This is a genomic window from Segatella albensis DSM 11370 = JCM 12258 (assembly GCF_000426565.1).
Classification (GTDB): domain Bacteria; phylum Bacteroidota; class Bacteroidia; order Bacteroidales; family Bacteroidaceae; genus Prevotella; species Prevotella albensis.
In genome coordinates this window covers 129,335-146,286 of the sequence record NZ_AUFP01000001.1, presented here as the reverse complement: position 1 = coordinate 146,286, position 16,952 = coordinate 129,335, and the positions used below count along the sequence as shown (strand labels likewise).

At 45.5% G+C, this 16,952-nt stretch carries 13 protein-coding genes; 8 read left to right on the top strand and 5 right to left on the bottom strand.

What is annotated here, in order from left to right:
• The first annotated feature begins 40 nt into the window (after nt 1–40).
• From K333_RS0100660 to K333_RS0100645, 4 genes are all read left to right on the top strand, one after another.
• Nucleotides 41–3,337, top strand: coding sequence for a SusC/RagA family TonB-linked outer membrane protein (locus K333_RS0100660; RefSeq protein WP_027452210.1), 3,297 nt, complete (start codon nt 41–43; stop codon nt 3,335–3,337).
• A 13-nt stretch (nt 3,338–3,350) separates the two neighbouring features.
• Complete coding sequence (locus K333_RS0100655; protein ID WP_027452209.1) at nt 3,351–5,345, top strand: RagB/SusD family nutrient uptake outer membrane protein; 1,995 nt, start codon at nt 3,351–3,353, stop codon at nt 5,343–5,345.
• 96 nt (nt 5,346–5,441) lie between these two features.
• Nucleotides 5,442–5,789, top strand: coding sequence for a hypothetical protein (locus K333_RS0100650; RefSeq protein WP_154652956.1), 348 nt, complete (start codon nt 5,442–5,444; stop codon nt 5,787–5,789).
• Between the two features lie 275 nt (nt 5,790–6,064).
• A complete protein-coding gene (locus K333_RS0100645) occupies nt 6,065–7,996 on the top strand; it encodes an alpha-L-arabinofuranosidase C-terminal domain-containing protein (RefSeq protein WP_027452208.1) in 1,932 nt (643 codons plus the stop codon).
• 83 nt (nt 7,997–8,079) lie between these two features.
• On the opposite strand, the gene K333_RS0100640 is transcribed toward K333_RS0100645, so the two are convergent.
• Together K333_RS0100640 and K333_RS0100635 are read right to left on the bottom strand one after the other, a co-directional pair.
• Nucleotides 8,080–10,269 carry a glutamine synthetase III family protein gene (locus K333_RS0100640; RefSeq protein ID WP_024989448.1) on the bottom strand — a complete coding sequence of 730 codons (2,190 nt, stop codon included), beginning with the start codon at nt 10,267–10,269 and terminating at the stop codon, nt 8,080–8,082.
• Nucleotides 10,270–10,361: 92 nt separating this feature from the next.
• A complete protein-coding gene (locus K333_RS0100635; RefSeq protein WP_024989447.1) occupies nt 10,362–10,544 on the bottom strand; it encodes a DUF4250 domain-containing protein in 183 nt (60 codons plus the stop codon).
• Nucleotides 10,545–10,664: 120 nt separating this feature from the next.
• Between K333_RS0100635 and K333_RS0100630 the strand changes: the two genes are divergently transcribed.
• On the top strand, nt 10,665–11,291 hold the full coding sequence (locus tag K333_RS0100630; protein WP_027452207.1) for a hypothetical protein: 627 nt from the start codon (nt 10,665–10,667) through the stop codon (nt 11,289–11,291).
• Nucleotides 11,292–11,330: 39 nt separating this feature from the next.
• Here K333_RS0100630 and K333_RS0100625 read toward each other — a convergent pair whose 3' ends face one another.
• A complete protein-coding gene (locus K333_RS0100625) occupies nt 11,331–12,074 on the bottom strand; it encodes a peptidylprolyl isomerase (RefSeq protein ID WP_024989445.1) in 744 nt (247 codons plus the stop codon).
• A gap of 164 nt (nt 12,075–12,238) precedes the next feature.
• Between K333_RS0100625 and K333_RS0100620 the strand changes: the two genes are divergently transcribed.
• The 3 genes from K333_RS0100620 (at nt 12,239) to K333_RS0100610 (ending at nt 13,742) form a co-directional block, all read left to right on the top strand.
• Entirely contained in the window at nt 12,239–12,817 is a 579-nt protein-coding gene (locus tag K333_RS0100620) for a flavodoxin family protein (protein WP_024989444.1), read from the top strand.
• A gap of 98 nt (nt 12,818–12,915) precedes the next feature.
• Nucleotides 12,916–13,383, top strand: coding sequence for a hemerythrin domain-containing protein (locus tag K333_RS11630; protein WP_024989443.1), 468 nt, complete (start codon nt 12,916–12,918; stop codon nt 13,381–13,383).
• A complete protein-coding gene (locus K333_RS0100610) occupies nt 13,371–13,742 on the top strand; it encodes a DUF488 domain-containing protein (protein WP_024989442.1) in 372 nt (123 codons plus the stop codon). The genes K333_RS11630 and K333_RS0100610 overlap by 13 nt, the downstream gene beginning before the upstream one ends.
• On the opposite strand, the gene K333_RS0100605 is transcribed toward K333_RS0100610, so the two are convergent.
• Both K333_RS0100605 and K333_RS0100600 read right to left on the bottom strand, forming a co-directional pair.
• Nucleotides 13,735–15,909, bottom strand: coding sequence for a helix-turn-helix domain-containing protein (locus K333_RS0100605; RefSeq protein WP_027452206.1), 2,175 nt, complete (start codon nt 15,907–15,909; stop codon nt 13,735–13,737). The genes K333_RS0100610 and K333_RS0100605 overlap by 8 nt on opposite strands.
• Nucleotides 15,910–16,017: 108 nt before the next feature.
• The gene (locus K333_RS0100600) at nt 16,018–16,893 is read right to left on the bottom strand and encodes a DMT family transporter (RefSeq protein WP_024989441.1); all 876 of its coding nucleotides are present in this window, start codon (nt 16,891–16,893) and stop codon (nt 16,018–16,020) included.
• Nucleotides 16,894–16,952: the final 59 nt, after the last annotated feature.

Genomic DNA, 16,952 nt, shown 5'->3' with positions numbered 1-16,952 from the left:
TAAATTAATAATATATCTATTTAACCTAATTTTTTAATTAATGAAACACGATTATCTTATGATGACGTCAAAACGCACGATGATGCTTTTGGCATTGACAGTTGGGTGTTCATTATCTCCACTTGGAGTGATACAAGCTTCAGCTGCACAGATCACACAACAATCGAATGTTGTTAAAGGACATGTCGTTGACCCTACAGGTGAACCAATCATTGGTGCCACCGTTAAGGTGAAAGGTTCAACCTCTGCCGGTGCTATCACCGATTTGGATGGTAAGTTCTCTCTTGAGGCCCAACCGGGTGCAATACTTGAGATTTCTTACATCGGATTCAAGAACCAAGAAGTCAAGGTCGGTCGTGGACCTATTAACATTACGATGGTAGAAGATAGCAAGGCCTTGAACGAGGTCGTTGTCGTAGGTTTCGGTACACAGAAGAAGGTGAACCTTACCGGTTCTGTGGCCGTTGTAGACGGTGAAGAACTTGCCCAGCGTCCGGTGCAGAGTGCTGCACAAGCTCTGCAAGGTGTCGTTCCGGGATTGCAGATTTCTTCTACAAGTGGTAGCTTGGAGTCGAATCCATCTATCAATGTCCGTGGTACAGCCACCATTGGCGAAGGTTCCAGTGGATCACCTCTTATCCTGATAGACGGTATGGAGGGCGATATCAATACCGTGAACCCACAGGATATCGAGAGCATTTCTGTATTGAAGGATGCTGCAGCCTCTTCTATCTATGGATCTCGCGCACCGTTCGGTGTCATCCTGATTACCACGAAGAATGGTAGTAAAGAAGGTAAGGTTACGGTAAACTATAACAACAGTTTCCAGTTTAGTAATTTGATTCGTGGCAAACACATGATGAACTCTGTCGACTATGCCGCTTGGGTGAATGATGCCAAGACAAATAGTGGACAAAGTGTGTTCTTCGGTGAAGACAGAATGAAGCAGATCGTAGCTTATCACAATGCCACTCCATATAGTCCTGGTGTTCGTCAGGCTGCTGACGGTACCTTGCTTTATGCTATCCCTACAGAGAATGGTACCACATGGGCAGACGGTTATGGCTATGGTATCGACGATGTCGACTGGTATGATGTTGTCTATAAAGGCACAGCCTTCTCTATGGAACATAACGCCAGTGTGAATGGTGGTAGTGATAAGATGAACTACTATGCATCATTCAACTATCTCGACAAGGGTGGTTTCATGAATATGGGTTCCGATGGCTATAAGCGTTACAACGGAACAGCCAAGTTTAGTGCACAGTTGTCTAAATGGGCTCGCATGAACTATGCGATGCGCTATACTCGTACCAACTATAAGCGTCCTTCTGCCATGACGGGTAGTCTGTATAGTGATATGGCTCGTCAAGGATGGCCAATGCTTCCTCTTTACGATCGTAACGGCTATCTCTATAGTTCACCATCTCCAGCTCTCGGACTTGCTACAGGTGGTGAGGACACGACAGAGCGCGATTTGTTGAATCATCAGTTAGGATTCGTTTTCGAACCGATCAAGAACTGGGTTACCCATGTAGAATTCAACTATAAGGTAGATAACCGTACACGTCATTGGGACAGTCAGCGTACTTACAACCATAATGTGGCAGGTGATGCCGTAATCTATAATCAAGGTTCAAACGTCCACGAAGACGAATTCAAGGATAATTATCTGAACTTCCAAGCCTATACGGAATATAGTTGGAATCTTAACAAGAAGCATAACTTCCATGTGATGGGCGGTTTCCAGACAGAACAGTTGAAACGTCTTGAGTTCGGTTTGCAGCGTGATGGTATCCTCGACCCATCAAAGCCAGAAGTTGACTTGACAAACGGACTTGCCTATAATGGCACTGCCGTAGTACCTTCTGTGAACGGTGCCCGCAACCAATGGCAGACAGCCGGTTTCTTCGGTCGTATCAACTATAACTATATGGAGCGTTATCTCCTTGAGGCCAACTTGCGTTATGATGGTACTTCACGATTCCGTCGTGACCGTATGTGGAAAGCATTCCCTTCTGTATCACTCGGTTGGAGAATCACCGAAGAGAGTTTCATGAAGAATGCAGATATCAAGTGGCTCGACAACTTGAAACTCCGTCTCTCTTACGGTTCTCTGGGTAACCAGAATATCAACAACTGGTATCAAACTTATCAGACTATTGCCTATAACTCAGTAGCCGGTACATGGTTGCAGAATGGCGAGAAGACAAATGTCACCAGTGCGCCAAGTCTCGTCTCTGCCCTGTTGACATGGGAGACCGTAGAGAGTTACAATGTAGGTATCGATTTCGGATTATTTGGTAACCGACTTACTGGTAGCATCGATGCTTATGTACGTAACACCAAGAACATGGTGGGTAAGGCTCCTGAACTTCCTGCTCTCCTTGGTACCTCAGTTCCTGTTACCAACAACACCGACCTTCGCACTACCGGTTGGGAACTTCAGATTGGATGGAACGACACCTTACATAATGGTCTCCATTATGGTGCTACCTTCAACCTTTCTGATGCTCGTACCAAGATTACCCGTTATCCTAATAACCCAACAGGTTCACTGGATAACTATATCGAGGGCAGATACCTGAATGAAATCTGGGGTTATGAAACCATCGGTATTGCTAAGAGCGACGAAGAGATGCAGAAGCATCTTGCTACTGCCGACCAGAGTTCTCTCGGTAGCAACTGGGCTGCCGGTGATATCATGTATGCCGACCTGAATGGCGACAAGAAGATCACCAATGGCGCCAACACAATCGAAGACCATGGCGATTTGAAGGTTATCGGTAACTCAACACCTCGCTTCCTCTTCGGTCTCGACTTGAACGCAAGTTGGAAAGGTTTCGACCTTAGAGCATTCTTCCAGGGCGTGATGAAGCGCGACAGTTGGTTGGGTGGCTCTTGGGGCTCACTGGAATATCTGTTTGGTGCTACCAACTCTTGGGAGTGGTGGGCAACAGGTATCACCGCCGTACAAGATTACTATCGTGATGCCAATACATGGTCTGTACAGAATGGTTATATGAGCGAGAATGTCAACGGATGGCTTCCTCGCGTACAGTATAGTGATAAGAACGAAAAGTGCCAGACTCGTTATCTGATGAATGCAGCTTATATGCGTCTGAAGAACTTCCAGATTGGTTATACTATTCCTCGTGCCATCACCTCAAAATGGAGCATCAGCAATCTGCGCGTATTCTTCTCTGCAGAGAACCTGTTCACCATTACGGATATGCCTGAGCAGTTCGACCCAGAACTGATCGGTACCAGTGCCGAGAGAACAAATGGTTATCCACTGTCAAGAACATTCTCTTTTGGACTTAACGTTACATTCTAAAAATGATACAACCATGAAAAAATATAAATTTCCTATTATCGCATTAACGCTGGCTGCCGGACTTGTGTCTTGTTCTGATTATCTAGAACAAGAGCCACCTTCTTATCTTACTCCGGAGAAATTCTATACCAGCGAAGATCAAGTACAGGCTGTTGCCAACCAATTTTATACAGATATCCTTCCCGGTCATGGTGGTTGGGACTATGGAACTTACACAACGGATAATAATACCGACAATCAGATGTCGCGTACACCAAGTAGTAAGTTTACCAAGAATCTCTACAAGACCAGTAATACCAATGGTGACTGGAGTTGGGGCAACATCCGTAATATCAACTATCAGTTGAATCAGGTCAAGACCAAGTATGCTGCCGGTCAGATTAGTGGCAATGAGACGAATATTCGCCAGTATATCGGTGAACTGTATTTCTTCCGTGCTTATGCATACTTTGATCTGTTGAAGAAGTTTGGCGACCTGCCAATCCTTACCGAGGCCCTTCCTGATAACGAAGCCATCCTCGTGGCAGCCAACAAGCGTCAACCTTGTAACGAGGTTGCCCGTTTCATCATCAACAACCTAGATACGGCAACAACCTACCTGAAGGAAGATTTCGAAAACCGTCACACCCGTGTATCTTATGACGTGGCTTTGTTGTTCAAGAGTCGTGTAGCCCTATTCGAAGGCTCTTGGCTCACCAACTTTGCCGGTACACCTTTCGTTCCTAATGGTAAGGGATGGCCGGGTGCCGCAAAGAATGCCAACTATCAGTATCCTACGGGCTCTATCGATGCTGAGGCCAAATACTTCTTTACCCAGTCTGCTGAGGCTGCCGAGAAGGTGGCAGAGAAGTATAAGAACCTGTTGGTTACCAATAATGGTATCGTACCTCAGAAGGAAGGACAGAGCAATCCTTATCTCGAACTCTGGGGAACCACCAGCGATGCCGGTAAACCAGAGATTCTGTTATGGCGCGAGTATAACAAGTCGTTGGGTGTAAGAAATGATGTCGAGGTTGCCGTAGAGAAGGGTAACATCGGTACCGGTTTCACCCGTAGTCTGGTAGAAGGTTATCTGATGAAGGATGGCAAACCTATCTATGCTTCCGCTTACGAATATTGTGATACCTCAGTAAACAAGGTAACACAGAATCGTGACCCTCGTTTGGCTGTATTCCTGAAGAAACCTGGTGACATCAACTGTTTCAAGAACATGTCATCTTCAGAAGACCATTATACAGAGATAGAACCAGTTCCTGCCATCACCAATGCGAATGCTGAGGATGGATATATCACCGGTTATGCAATACGAAAGGGTATGACCTTTGATAAGGAGCAGACTGCCAACGGTGCTAGCTCTAACGTATGTGTGGAGTTCCGCGCTACGGAGGCTTTGCTCAACTATATGGAGGCCGAGTATATGCTCACCCATAGTCTTTCGGGCAAGGTGTTGGAATACTGGAAGATCGTACGCGAGAGAGCAGGATTCACCGGTGCAGCCGTTAATCCACAGACCACTATCGATGCTACCGATATGAGTAAGGAAACCCTTGATTGGGGTTCTTATACCGCTGGTAAGCAACTTACCGACAAGGTGCTCTATAATATCCGTCGTGAGCGTCGTTGCGAACTCCTGGCCGAAGGTCTTCGTGGCATGGATCTCCAGCGCTGGCGCTCTTACGACCAGCTGATTCAGAATCCTGCTCATACCGAGGGCATCCATGTATGGAATACCGTGATGGAAGACTGGTATCCAGGAGCTGTTGCCGACGGAAGTAACAGCGCTACGCTCTCTGCCAAGAGTCTGAGTGAATACTATCGTCCTCATGAGGTCATCAAGGGCAACAACAATTATTACAATGGTCTGACATGGAGAATGGCTCACTATCTGGAACCATTACCATTACGCCAGTTCTTGCTCACTGCCGCTGACCACAAGAGTATCGATCAGAGTCCGTTGTACCAGAATCCTTACTGGCCAACAACAGCCGATCAAACTGCAGAACAGTAATTCTTTGTAATATCCCCCGAAAGTTATATAAAAAACTTTCGGGGGTTTTAATTATTAATGGCTATTTCTCTAAATTCATACAACGCTGAATTAGGGTTGCCTACTCATGATGATAAATATAATATCGACTATCCTTACATAAACTTCAGATATAGTGGACCTCAAGACGTAAGTAGTTCTAGATTATCAAAACCAATGTATACTAAGAAAGACGGTTCTTATATATCACAAGGACGCGATTTATCCGATAAAGATAGATCATGGCTTAACTACTACTATCTCCCGTTTGTGGCAAGGTCTGATACTTATTTGGAATTAGATTCTGTTGTTTATGACGGTAATAACACACGTCTTACAGAACAACAGAGACTTCAAATACAGGCACAGCTTAACAACGGAAATCCTACTCCTCCAGCAGGTGGAAGAATTATTAATAATTTCTAATTTTCAAAGAGTTCAAATGGTTGGCTTAAATGCGTGTTTTTACGCAGTTAACTCCATCGCCTTATGCAGTTAACTTCATCGCTTTACGCAGTTAATCGTGTTACCTTACGAAATTAACTGCATCAGCTTACGTAGTTAACTGCGTTTTTACGTCCTATTAGTTTGCTTTTACAATAAATTTTCGGTATCTCTCAATTTTTAACTAGAAACCAGTATTGTCGGACGATGTTTTTTTTGTATATTTGCGGAGGAAAACCTAAATAATAACTTTTAAAATGAAAAAACCTAAAATTCTTGGTGCATTGCTTTTTGCCGCAATGACATCACTTTGTGCGAACGCCCAACACCTATTCACGGTGAATGCTAAACCGGGTGCTCCTATTCAACCGACGATGTATGGTATCTTCTTCGAGGACATCAACTTTGGAGCCGATGGCGGTCTCTATGCCGAGATGGTAGAGAATCGTTCCTTTGAGTTCCCTAACCATCTGATGGGATGGAATGTCTTTGGAAATGTCATGGTAAATGATTTCAAACCGGCCTTTGAGCGTAATCCTCATTATGTAACCCTTCAGAATGCCGGCCATGATCAGAAACTTACCGGTCTTGAGAATCATGGCTTCTTCGGTATGGGATTGAAGAAGGGGATGAAATATGATTTCTCTGTGTATGCGCGTCTGAATAACTTACAGGGTAAGAAGACCAAACTCCGTGTGGAAATCGTTGGCGAGGATGATTCTCCTATTGCTCGCGACACCATCACGGTGACCAATAATAAATGGCAGAAATATACGGCTACGCTGCTGTCGAAGAAGACGGTGAAGAAGGGCTTTATGCGTATCTTCCTGATGGGTAAGGAGGGTGTTGACCTCGATCATATCAGTATGTTCCCGGAAGACAACTGGCATGGCCTTCGTGCCGACTTGGTACAGGACTTGGCCGATTTACATCCTGGTATCTTCCGTTTCCCTGGTGGTTGTATCGTGGAGGGTACCGACTTGGCCACTCGCTATCAGTGGAAGAATTCCGTAGGACCTGTAGAGAACCGTCCTTTGAACGAGAACAGATGGAACTATACCTTCCCTCATCGTATGTATCCTAATTATTATCAATCGTACGGATTGGGATTCTATGAGTTCTTCCTTTTGTCAGAGAAGATCGGGGCAGAACCATTGCCTGTTGTCAGCTGTGGATTGGCCTGTCAGTTCCAGAACAAAGATGATGACGCTAATGCGCATGTGGCTGTGAAAGACCTTCAACCTTATATTGATGATGCGCTCGATCTGATAGAGTTCGCCAACGGAGGTGTGAACACGAAGTGGGGTAAGCTCCGTGCAGAGATGGGCCACCCGGCTCCTTTCAACCTGAAGCAGATTGGTGTAGGCAACGAACAGTGGGGTAAGGTATATCCTGAGCGCTTGGCAGAATTCGTGAAGCAGATTCGTGCCAAATATCCAAACATCAAGATCTGTGGAACTTCGGGTCCTTCTGCGTCTGGCAAGGATTTCGACTATGGATGGGAACAGATGCGCAAGTTGAAGGTGGACCTCGTGGATGAGCATTACTATATGAGTCCTAAGTGGTTCTTCGATAACGCTAACCGTTATGATAAGTATGATCGTAAGGGTCCTAAGGTCTTTGCGGGTGAGTATGCTGCCCATGCCGATCATGAACCAAACTCTTTCGAGGCAGCACTCTCAGAGGCTTGTTTCATGACAGGTCTTGAGCGCAACGCAGATGTTGTCTATCAGGCTACTTATGCTCCGCTCTTTGCACATGTCGATGGATGGCAGTGGCGTCCTGACTTGATCTGGTTTGATAATCTCACGAGTGTACGTTCTGTCAACTGGTATGTACAGATGCTCTATGGCACCAATAAGGGTACCAACATCGTAAACATCACCGAAGACGGTAAGGTCCTCACCGGACAGGATGGTCTTTATGCTAGTGCCGTTTATGATAAACCTTCAAAGAATTATATCGTGAAGATCGGTAACAATGCTGACAAGGATCAGCAGATCACGCTCTTCTTCAAGGGGGGCAAGTTGAATGGCGGTAAGGCTACGATTCTCCATGGTAACCGTCTGGCAGAGAATACCATCAAGCACAAGAATACCGTTATTCCGCACACTTCGGATATTCAAGCATCAGGGAATCGTGTCACGATCACCATCCCTGCCAAGTCGTTCGGAGTATATCGCTTCTAACATGAGAATACATCTGAAATAAAACAAAATAAAAGCCGGTTAGGAATATTCCCAACCGGCTTTTTGATATGTTTTTTTCGGAATTATCTGATAAACAACATCTCGCGATATTTAGGAAGCGTCCATAGCTCATCGCTGACGATGAGTTCTAGTTTGTCTATCTGACAACGTATCGTCTCCATCTTAGGAGCAACGGTATCGTGATAAGCAACGGCCTTTTCTCGGGCATCCTCAATCTTATTGGCAACCTTACGTGCATTCACCAGTTCCTCTACACCTTTCTCTATGCTGTCGGTACGCTCGGCAATCTCTGTGATGATCTTGATATTTCTGTCGGATAACTCCAAAGCTTTCTCACGTCCGAAGATTTCTATCATGCTACCGACATTCTTAGCCAACTGACTCTGATAATGGGTAGCCACAGGAACGATATGGTTCATTGCCAAGTCACCCATCACACGAGCCTCTATCTGGATCTTCTTGGTATAGGTTTCCCATTTCACCTCATTGCGTGCCTCAAGTTCGTTCTTCTGCATCACATTCTCGCTCTCGAACATCTTGATACTGTCAGCATCAAGGTAACGATCGAAACATACAGGACAACTTGCTTCACAGTCGAGGCCGCGACGGGCTGCTTCCTCTTTCCATTCGTCGCTATAACCATTGCCGTCGAAACGGATTGGCTTGCAGGTTTTGATATCTTCGCGGATGATGTCAACGATAGCGCTGGTCTTGTCCTCACCTTTAGCGATGAGCGCATCCACACGAACTTTGAAGTTGGTGAGCGCTTCGGCAACGGCGGTGTTCAGTACGATCATCGCACTGGCGCTGTTGGCCTCGCTACCTACGGCACGGAACTCAAAACGGTTACCGGTAAAGGCAAAAGGAGAAGTACGGTTGCGGTCGTTGTTATCTATCATCAACTCAGGAATCTCAGGGATGCCGAGTTGCATACCCTTCTTACCTTCGATCTTGAAGAGTTCATCTTTGTCAGCCTTCTCAATATGGTCGAGCAAATCGCTCAACTGGCGACCGAGGAAAGAAGAGATGATGGCAGGAGGTGCTTCGTTGGCACCTAAGCGGTGATCGTTGGTGGCACTCATCACACTGGCCTTCAGAAGTCCGTTATGCTTATATACACCCATCAAGGTTTCCACGATGAATACCACGAAGCGCAGGTTGTCTTCAGGAGTCTTGCCACTCTTGTGCAACAGAACCCCCGTGTTGGTGGTCAGACTCCAGTTGTTGTGCTTACCCGAGCCGTTGATACCGGCGAAAGGTTTCTCATGCAACAAAACCTGGAAACCATGCTTGCGAGCCACCTTCTTCATGAGCGACATCAATAACATGTTGTGGTCTACGGCCAGGTTGCAGTCCTCGAAGATTGGGGCCAACTCAAACTGTCCCGGTGCCACCTCATTATGGCGGGTCTTACAAGGAATGCCGAGTTCGAGCGCTTGAATCTCAAGGTCTTTCATGAAGGCCTGTACACGTTCAGGGATTGTACCGAAGAAGTGGTCATCCATCTGCTGGTTTTTGGCAGAATCGTGTCCCATCAACGTGCGACCGGTAAGCATCAGGTCAGGACGAGCGAAATATAAGTCTTCGTCCACGAGGAAGTATTCCTGTTCCCATCCGAGGTTCGCATGGACACTCTTGACATTCTGGTCGAAATAATGGCATACATTAGTAGCAGCGACATTGACGGCATGCAAGGAACGAAGCAGAGGAGCTTTGTAGTCGAGAGCCTCGCCTGTGTATGAGATAAAGATGGTAGGGATGCACAACGTGTCGTCCATGATGAAGACAGGAGATGTAGGGTCCCAAGCAGAATAACCGCGAGCCTCGAAAGTGTTGCGGATACCACCCGAAGGGAAACTGGAAGCATCCGGTTCCTGTTGTACGAGGAGTTTACCCGAGAATTCCTCGATCATTCCGCCCTTGCCATCATGCTCCACGAAAGCATCGTGCTTCTCGGCAGTACCTTCTGTCAGAGGTTGAAACCAGTGTGTGTAGTGGGTAACGCCGTTTTCCATAGCCCATTGCTTCATGCCATCGGCCACAGCATCAGCGATACCTCTATCCAGATGAGCACCATTTTCCATCACGTCAACCAACTTTTCGTAAATGTCGGCAGGCAGGTATTTGTACATCTTCTGGCGGTTGAACACATACTTTGCGAAATATTCCGAAGGTCTCTCATAAGGAGTCCTCACGTCAACAGGTCTTTTCTTAAAGGCCTCTGCTACAACCTCAAATCTTAAGTTTGCCATTTGTATTATTTCTTTTATTGGTAATTTGTTGTTTGCGGGGATGGTAAAAAACGAAAAAACTCCCACGATGATGCGGGAGTTGATGCTATTCTTTACCAGAATTTATTTTCTTTTTCGTTGAATTCGAAGCCGGCGGTAGCAAGCTTAGCCTCAAGCGATTTACGCTCGATGCCGAATGCGTAACAGAGCTCGTCCAAGTTCTTGTACTCCTCATCACGGAGCAGCATGTTGACAGAACTGAACAGCATCATCGGATCATTTGGTAACTTTTCCATTATCTTTTTAATCTTTTACCTAATTCGGATGCAAAAATATAAAATTTCTGTTAGATAACGAAAGAATCGCAGCTTTTTTGTAACTTTGCCGGCTGAAATTATCAAATGTGATATTGTTTTATGAAAAGATACAGAATAATGATACTGATGATTGCCGTCATGATGGGCATTTCGGCTTTCGGAAAGGTTACGCCAAATGAGCGACAGGCCCGTGAGATGTTCGACAGAATCTATCAGATGGTTTATGGCCCTCAAGGAAGTACGTTTCGATATAGTGTTAATATCGTGGGACTCTACAAGACTGCTGGGACGATATGGTATAAGGGGAATAAACAGCGCTTTGTGGAGAGCCGTTATGCTTCATGGAGTGACGGTAACCGTTTCTATCGGGTAGACAAGAAGGAGCATACAGTGGAACTCCATAACCCGAAATCCAAAAAGAAGGATCGCTTTGCCAGTAAGTTTACTTTCTCTCCGGATAATTATTACTATCATATTGCTGACAGTCGTGAGGGCTTTGTGATCATGCTCGATGCTAAACCTGGTGTGAAGAGCGGCATCAAACATGTCAAGGCGATCATTGATAAGATTACCCGTGCTCCAAAGAGTTTGAAGATTAAGGTCGCATTCTTCTGGACAACGGTGAATATCAGTAATTTCCGTAGTGGAGGTATCAGTGATGCGATATTCAACTTTCCTGAATCGGCTTATCGTGGATACGAATTCATAGACAAACGTCCGGACTAAAAAGCCCGGACGTTTCCGTTATCATCGTATGTCTGAATATTATTCTACTACGACAGTCATCTTGATGTCCTCCTCAGGACGGTCATCTCTTGATGTCTTGCAGTTCTGGATTGCCTCTACCACGTCGAGACCCTCTTCAACTTCTCCAAAGACCGTATATTGATTGTCGAGGAACGGAGTACCACCCACGGTGGTATAGGTTTCTACCTGTTCTGGGGTAAAGGTAGGTTTACCCATCTCCTTGCATTTTGCCTTCGTCTCATCTACCAGTTTATCTTGTAACTGCATCAGTCCATTGCGGTCGCGGTTTCTACGCATATCCATAATCTCGTTACGATGAGCCGTAGCCAACGACTGGAATACCTGTTGCTCCTGTTGCATAGCCATCTGCTTCTCCATCTGTTTGAGTTCAGACTCCTTGAAAGTCTTGCCCCATACGATATAGAACTGACTGCCACTGCTTTCTCTTTCCGGGTTTACTTCGTCTCCCAGGCGGGCTGCACTCAAAGCACCACGTTTGTGGAAATATTGCGGATATACAAACTCTGCAGGAATCGTATAGTCTGGTCCACCGGTACCCAGACGCTTTCCCTTAGGAGCATCCTTACTGTCAGGGTCACCGCCCTGAATCATAAAGTCTTTTATTACTCGATGGAAGAGTGTTCCATCAAAATACCCCTCTTTAGCTAATTTGATAAAGTTATCGCGATGTTTTGGGGTCTCATCATAGAGTCGTACACGAATGTCGCCCTTTGTAGTCTTGATAATTACCTTCGTTGCCATAATTTTAAAATAAGCGATGCAAAAGTACAACTTTTCTTCAATAATTCTTTAGGAAAGGTGATGTATTTTCGAATATTTGTTTATCTTTGCAGGATTATTAGAAATTAAATGAACAAAATTAGTCTATAGAGGAGCATATCAAAGGATATGTAAAGGTAAGAACAATGAAGAAGGTACTTGTAATTAACGGAAGTCCTCGTCGTAAGGGATTGATCTCTCGAATGCTTGACATTATGATAGAAGAAGCCGATTTCCACGGTTGTGAGGTAGATGTAATAAGAGCCAATGATTTGAATGTTAAACCCTGTATGGGGTGTATGGTCTGCCGTTCCAAGAATGCGTGTGTGCTTCCTAAGGATGACTCCGTCGAGATGTTGCATAAACTCCAACTGGCTGATGTCGTCATCATCGGTGCCCCATGTTATTGGGGAAATATCCCCGGTCAACTGAAGTTGCTTTTCGACCGTATGGTCTATGGTATGATGCGCGATACGGCATATTTCCCGGAACCGCTGATGAAGGGTAAGAAGAGTATCCTTATAAGTACCAGTACCACGGCATGGCCATGGAACATCTTATTCCGTCAGACACGTGGGGCTATACGGGCGCTCCGTGAGATCCTTCATTATTCGGGTATTAAGATCGTGAAGACTATCGAACGAGGTGGTACGGCAAAGCATCCACAGTTATCAGAGAAGGATAAGAAGAAGTGCAGAAAGGCTATCCTTTGTGCTTTGAAGTGAAAGAATTAACATACTTTATATCGTGATGGTAACATTTGTTACCGGCAGGTCGTGAATGTCATCCTATCTTTGCGCCATCATTTTTAAGTAAAGAGACAATGGATACATCAAGACATGAATTTGGCGAATGTCCTGTAGACCTTCTTATCGATTATGCCCTGAAGGTACATCATCGTGGTATCAGAGTGAAGAGCCCTCGACTGCTTCAGCTCATCCGGTTGCTGATGGATGAGAATATGGTGATGACGGAAATAGAACAACTGTTCAGTCAGTCGCTTGCGAATCTCGAAAATCATCTGCGCAAGGAGGAGAACGTTTTCTTTCCATATCTCTATGACCTGTTGGAGGCTTCACGGAACGGTGAGCATATCGAGGCAATGCATTGCGGTACGATAGCCAACCCTATCCGTGTGATGGTGATGGAACATGAGGATTATAAGTTGCTCGTTGCCGGTTTGAAAGATTTTGCCGCAGACCTCCAAGAGCATACCCATATAGAGAATGATATCATCTTTCCCTACTGTCAGAGAATAGAAGAGAAAATGGTAGGAACATGTATCAGTTGAAAATCAAACGGATATACCTGTCGCCCGAGGAGGACGATGGGTATCGTATTCTGATAGACCGTTTATGGCCGAGAGGTATGGCAAAGAGTAAAGCCTGTATAGACGAATGGAATAAGACTGTTACACCTTCTCCCGAACTTCGTAAGTGGTTTGGACATAAGGAGGAGCATTATGCTGATTTCGCAGATCGGTATCGTACCGAACTGGATCAGAATCCTGAGGCTATTCCTTTTGCCCGACATGTGGGAAATCTTCTTCGTGATACCAATGTCACCTTATTGTATGGTGCCAAAAGTCATACTTGTAATCATGCCATTATCCTTTGTGATTGGATTCTTTCTCACAATGTTGTCAGGTAGTGGCGTCCTTGGATTTCAGTTCGGCCCTTACTATGGCGATGTCACCATACGTGATGTCTTCGGGACAAGCAGCTTTGATGTCTCTATTTCCTCCTTCGGGATTATTTTGAATAGCCAGGAGCACCTGTTGGCGATGTTTAGGAGAAATGAGTTTCTCAGAAGAGATTTCACCCAATGATACGAAGTAAGCCAGATGACCGATGATCGTCTGTGAGGTCAGTTTACGCATGTTGGCGATTTCCTTAGGAGAGAGACCCTGTTTGAAGAGTTTCAACGTCTCCTGTTTGGTATCAGGTTTCGGAATTTTCGGTTTACTTTCTGTTGTTTTCCTCTTCTTTTTCTTCGTCTCCGGTTCTTGAGTCTCTATGGCATCGAGGAGCGTATGCTGTTTGGCATGCATATAGTCAGCGATGGAGAACGTCTTTGTAGACATCTCATGGAGAAGAGCCAGTTTGGAATCATACGACTCCTGTAAGTCACTGTAACTGTTATCCAACCGCTTCATAGCCGTCTTGTTTGTCGATGTGAGTCCCTTGGTATGCGCAAGGATTACCGCGAAAATCTTAGGAAGTTCGGTAGAGAAGTAATCCGCACTGCGCTTGATGCGTTCAAGGAAATCATCATCATGAAGTTTGTCGACAGGCATATTCCAGATGACATGAAGCCACTTTTTCGCTATCGTGTTGAGTTTATCGAAATTCTGCAATTGAATTTTGTGCAACGTACAGATCTTAGGAAACTTAAAGAAGAACTCGTTGACCACATGTTGCAGATGCTCCTGCATCTGAGCGATTTGTCGGAAGTCGAAGAGGTCCATGACCTGATAGCGGAAATACTCCTCACGGAGCGTAGGTAACTGACGGATACTCTCTGCGGCAGCTACTTCCTGTTGACTGATGAAGTTGAACACACGACCATCGCGGATGATGGCATTGTCTTGGATTGGAGAAGTCAGCACCAATCCTTCGAGCGATTTGCATCGACTCAAGGCCACATACACCTGTCCGGAAGCAAAACTCTGTGCGGCATCGATGATGGCATGTTCAAAGGTCAATCCCTGTGATTTATGGATCGTTATCGCCCATGCCAGTCGCAGTGGATATTGTTTGAAGGTGCCCAGCACCTCAGATTCAATCTCCTTACTTTCCTCGTTGAGCTTATATTTCGTGTTTTCCCAGATTTCCGGTTCCACATCTATGGTGAAATCATCGCCAGGGCATTGTACTTCGATTCTGTCTTTGGCAAGATATATCACATGACCTATCTTACCGTTGAAATACTGATGTTCCTCACTGTTGTCATTTTTGAGAAACATTACCTGTGCGCCAACTTTCAGTGTAAGCGTCTCATCGGTAGGATAGTTGTACTCTGGAAAATCATCTTTGATATCAGCATGAAAACTGTACAGTTCAGTTTTCAGACGATTCAGTTCCCCCTCATTGTATTCATCAGCAAGTCGGTTATGTGTCGTCAGACGGATATATCCCTCTTTGGCATCAGGATGGAAATCATGGAGCACACGACCGTTGAGTACCCGGAAGTCATCCGGTGACAGTTGTCCGTCACGAATGTTATTGAGAATCCTGATGAAACCCTCATCACTCTGTCGGAACACCTTCGTGAGTTGGATGGTGACATAAGAGATGGAGCGCAGAGCATGGCTGCTGAAAAAATACGGAGTATCATAATACGGGCGTAGGATACGTTCATCCTCAGGAGTTACCACCGGTGTAAGCTGTTGCAGGTCACCGATGAGCAATAGTTGTACACCACCGAATGGTAGAGAATGGTCACGGAAACGTCGGAGCACGGAGTCGATGGCATCGAGCAAGTCACTACGCACCATCGAGATTTCGTCAATGATCAGTAAATCAAGTGTACGTATGATCTTTTTCTTCTCCTTGTTGAAATCATAGCGATTATGCATCTGAGCCTCGGGAACGAAAGGTGACAGAGGCAACTGGAAGAAACTATGTATGGTGACGCCACCGGCATTCATGGCAGCGACACCCGTAGGAGCAACGATGACGATACGCTTCTTGCTCTTCTCTACCACACGGCGAAGGAAGGTAGTTTTTCCCGTACCTGCCTTTCCGGTAAGAAAGATGGAAGTACCCGTGTTCTCTACGAAGTCCCAAGCCGTTTGAAGTTCCTGATTATCTATCATTGACGAATATACCTTTTTGTTGTATCAAAGATTTGTGTGCAAAATTACGTATTCTTTTTGAGAATAAGTAGTCTTTTCGTAAACTTGTTGGGGAATAAGTGGATATCTTTATTTCTTGTTGGACAGATACACACCCAATAAGATGAGAATGGAACCGAGATAAGCCAAGGGCGTCATCGGTTCGGAGAGAACAAGTGCCGAGACAATGACGGTGGATATCGGGTTGAGATATACATAGTTGCTTACAGGGATGGCACCGATCTTCTTGATAACGAGGCTCCATAGTTCGAAACAGGCAAAACTGGCGATGGTTCCGAGAAATAGTAGGTTGCCCCATACTGCGGGATGAGTGAATCTTGAGAGTGGAAACTGCCAAGGACGCAGAAGAAAATAGGGTAGTACGGTGATGAGGCCGTAGAAGAAAACCTTGCGTGTGATGAAGATGGAACTGTAGCGGTTGGCAACAAATTTCATCAGAATGCTGTATACTGCCCAGCAGAGTGCGGCCGAAAGGGCGAGTGCATCGCCTAACGGGTTGAGCTTCAAAACGAAATGACCGTTGAAGACAACCAGTGCTACACCTAAGGTGGCAGCAATGGCACCGAGGACGAGATTTCGAGTAGCCTTCACACTTTTGAGAAACTTCAAGGCAAGGAGTGTGGTGAGCAATGGTGCTGTGCAGACGATGAACGACACATTGTTGACATAATCTATCTGGACGGCATGGTTCTCGGTGATGAAATAGAGAGAACCTCCCGTGATGCCCAGTAGTACGAAAAGCAATTCATCCTTTATAGTATCTCCGAAAAGGCGATGCGGAGAGATAAACCAGATGCAGATATATGCGAAGAGGAAACGCAGTACAAAGATTTCGTGAGGTTCCAGTCCGTGCTGTAACAGAATCTTGGAGTTGATGAAAGTTCCGCCCCAGATGAGCACCGTGATGATAGCGATGATATGATAAACAATGTTATTCTTACCCATGGCTGCAAAGGTAATAAAAAAATAAGAAAAACGGAGTGTAATCTCACGATTACGCTCCG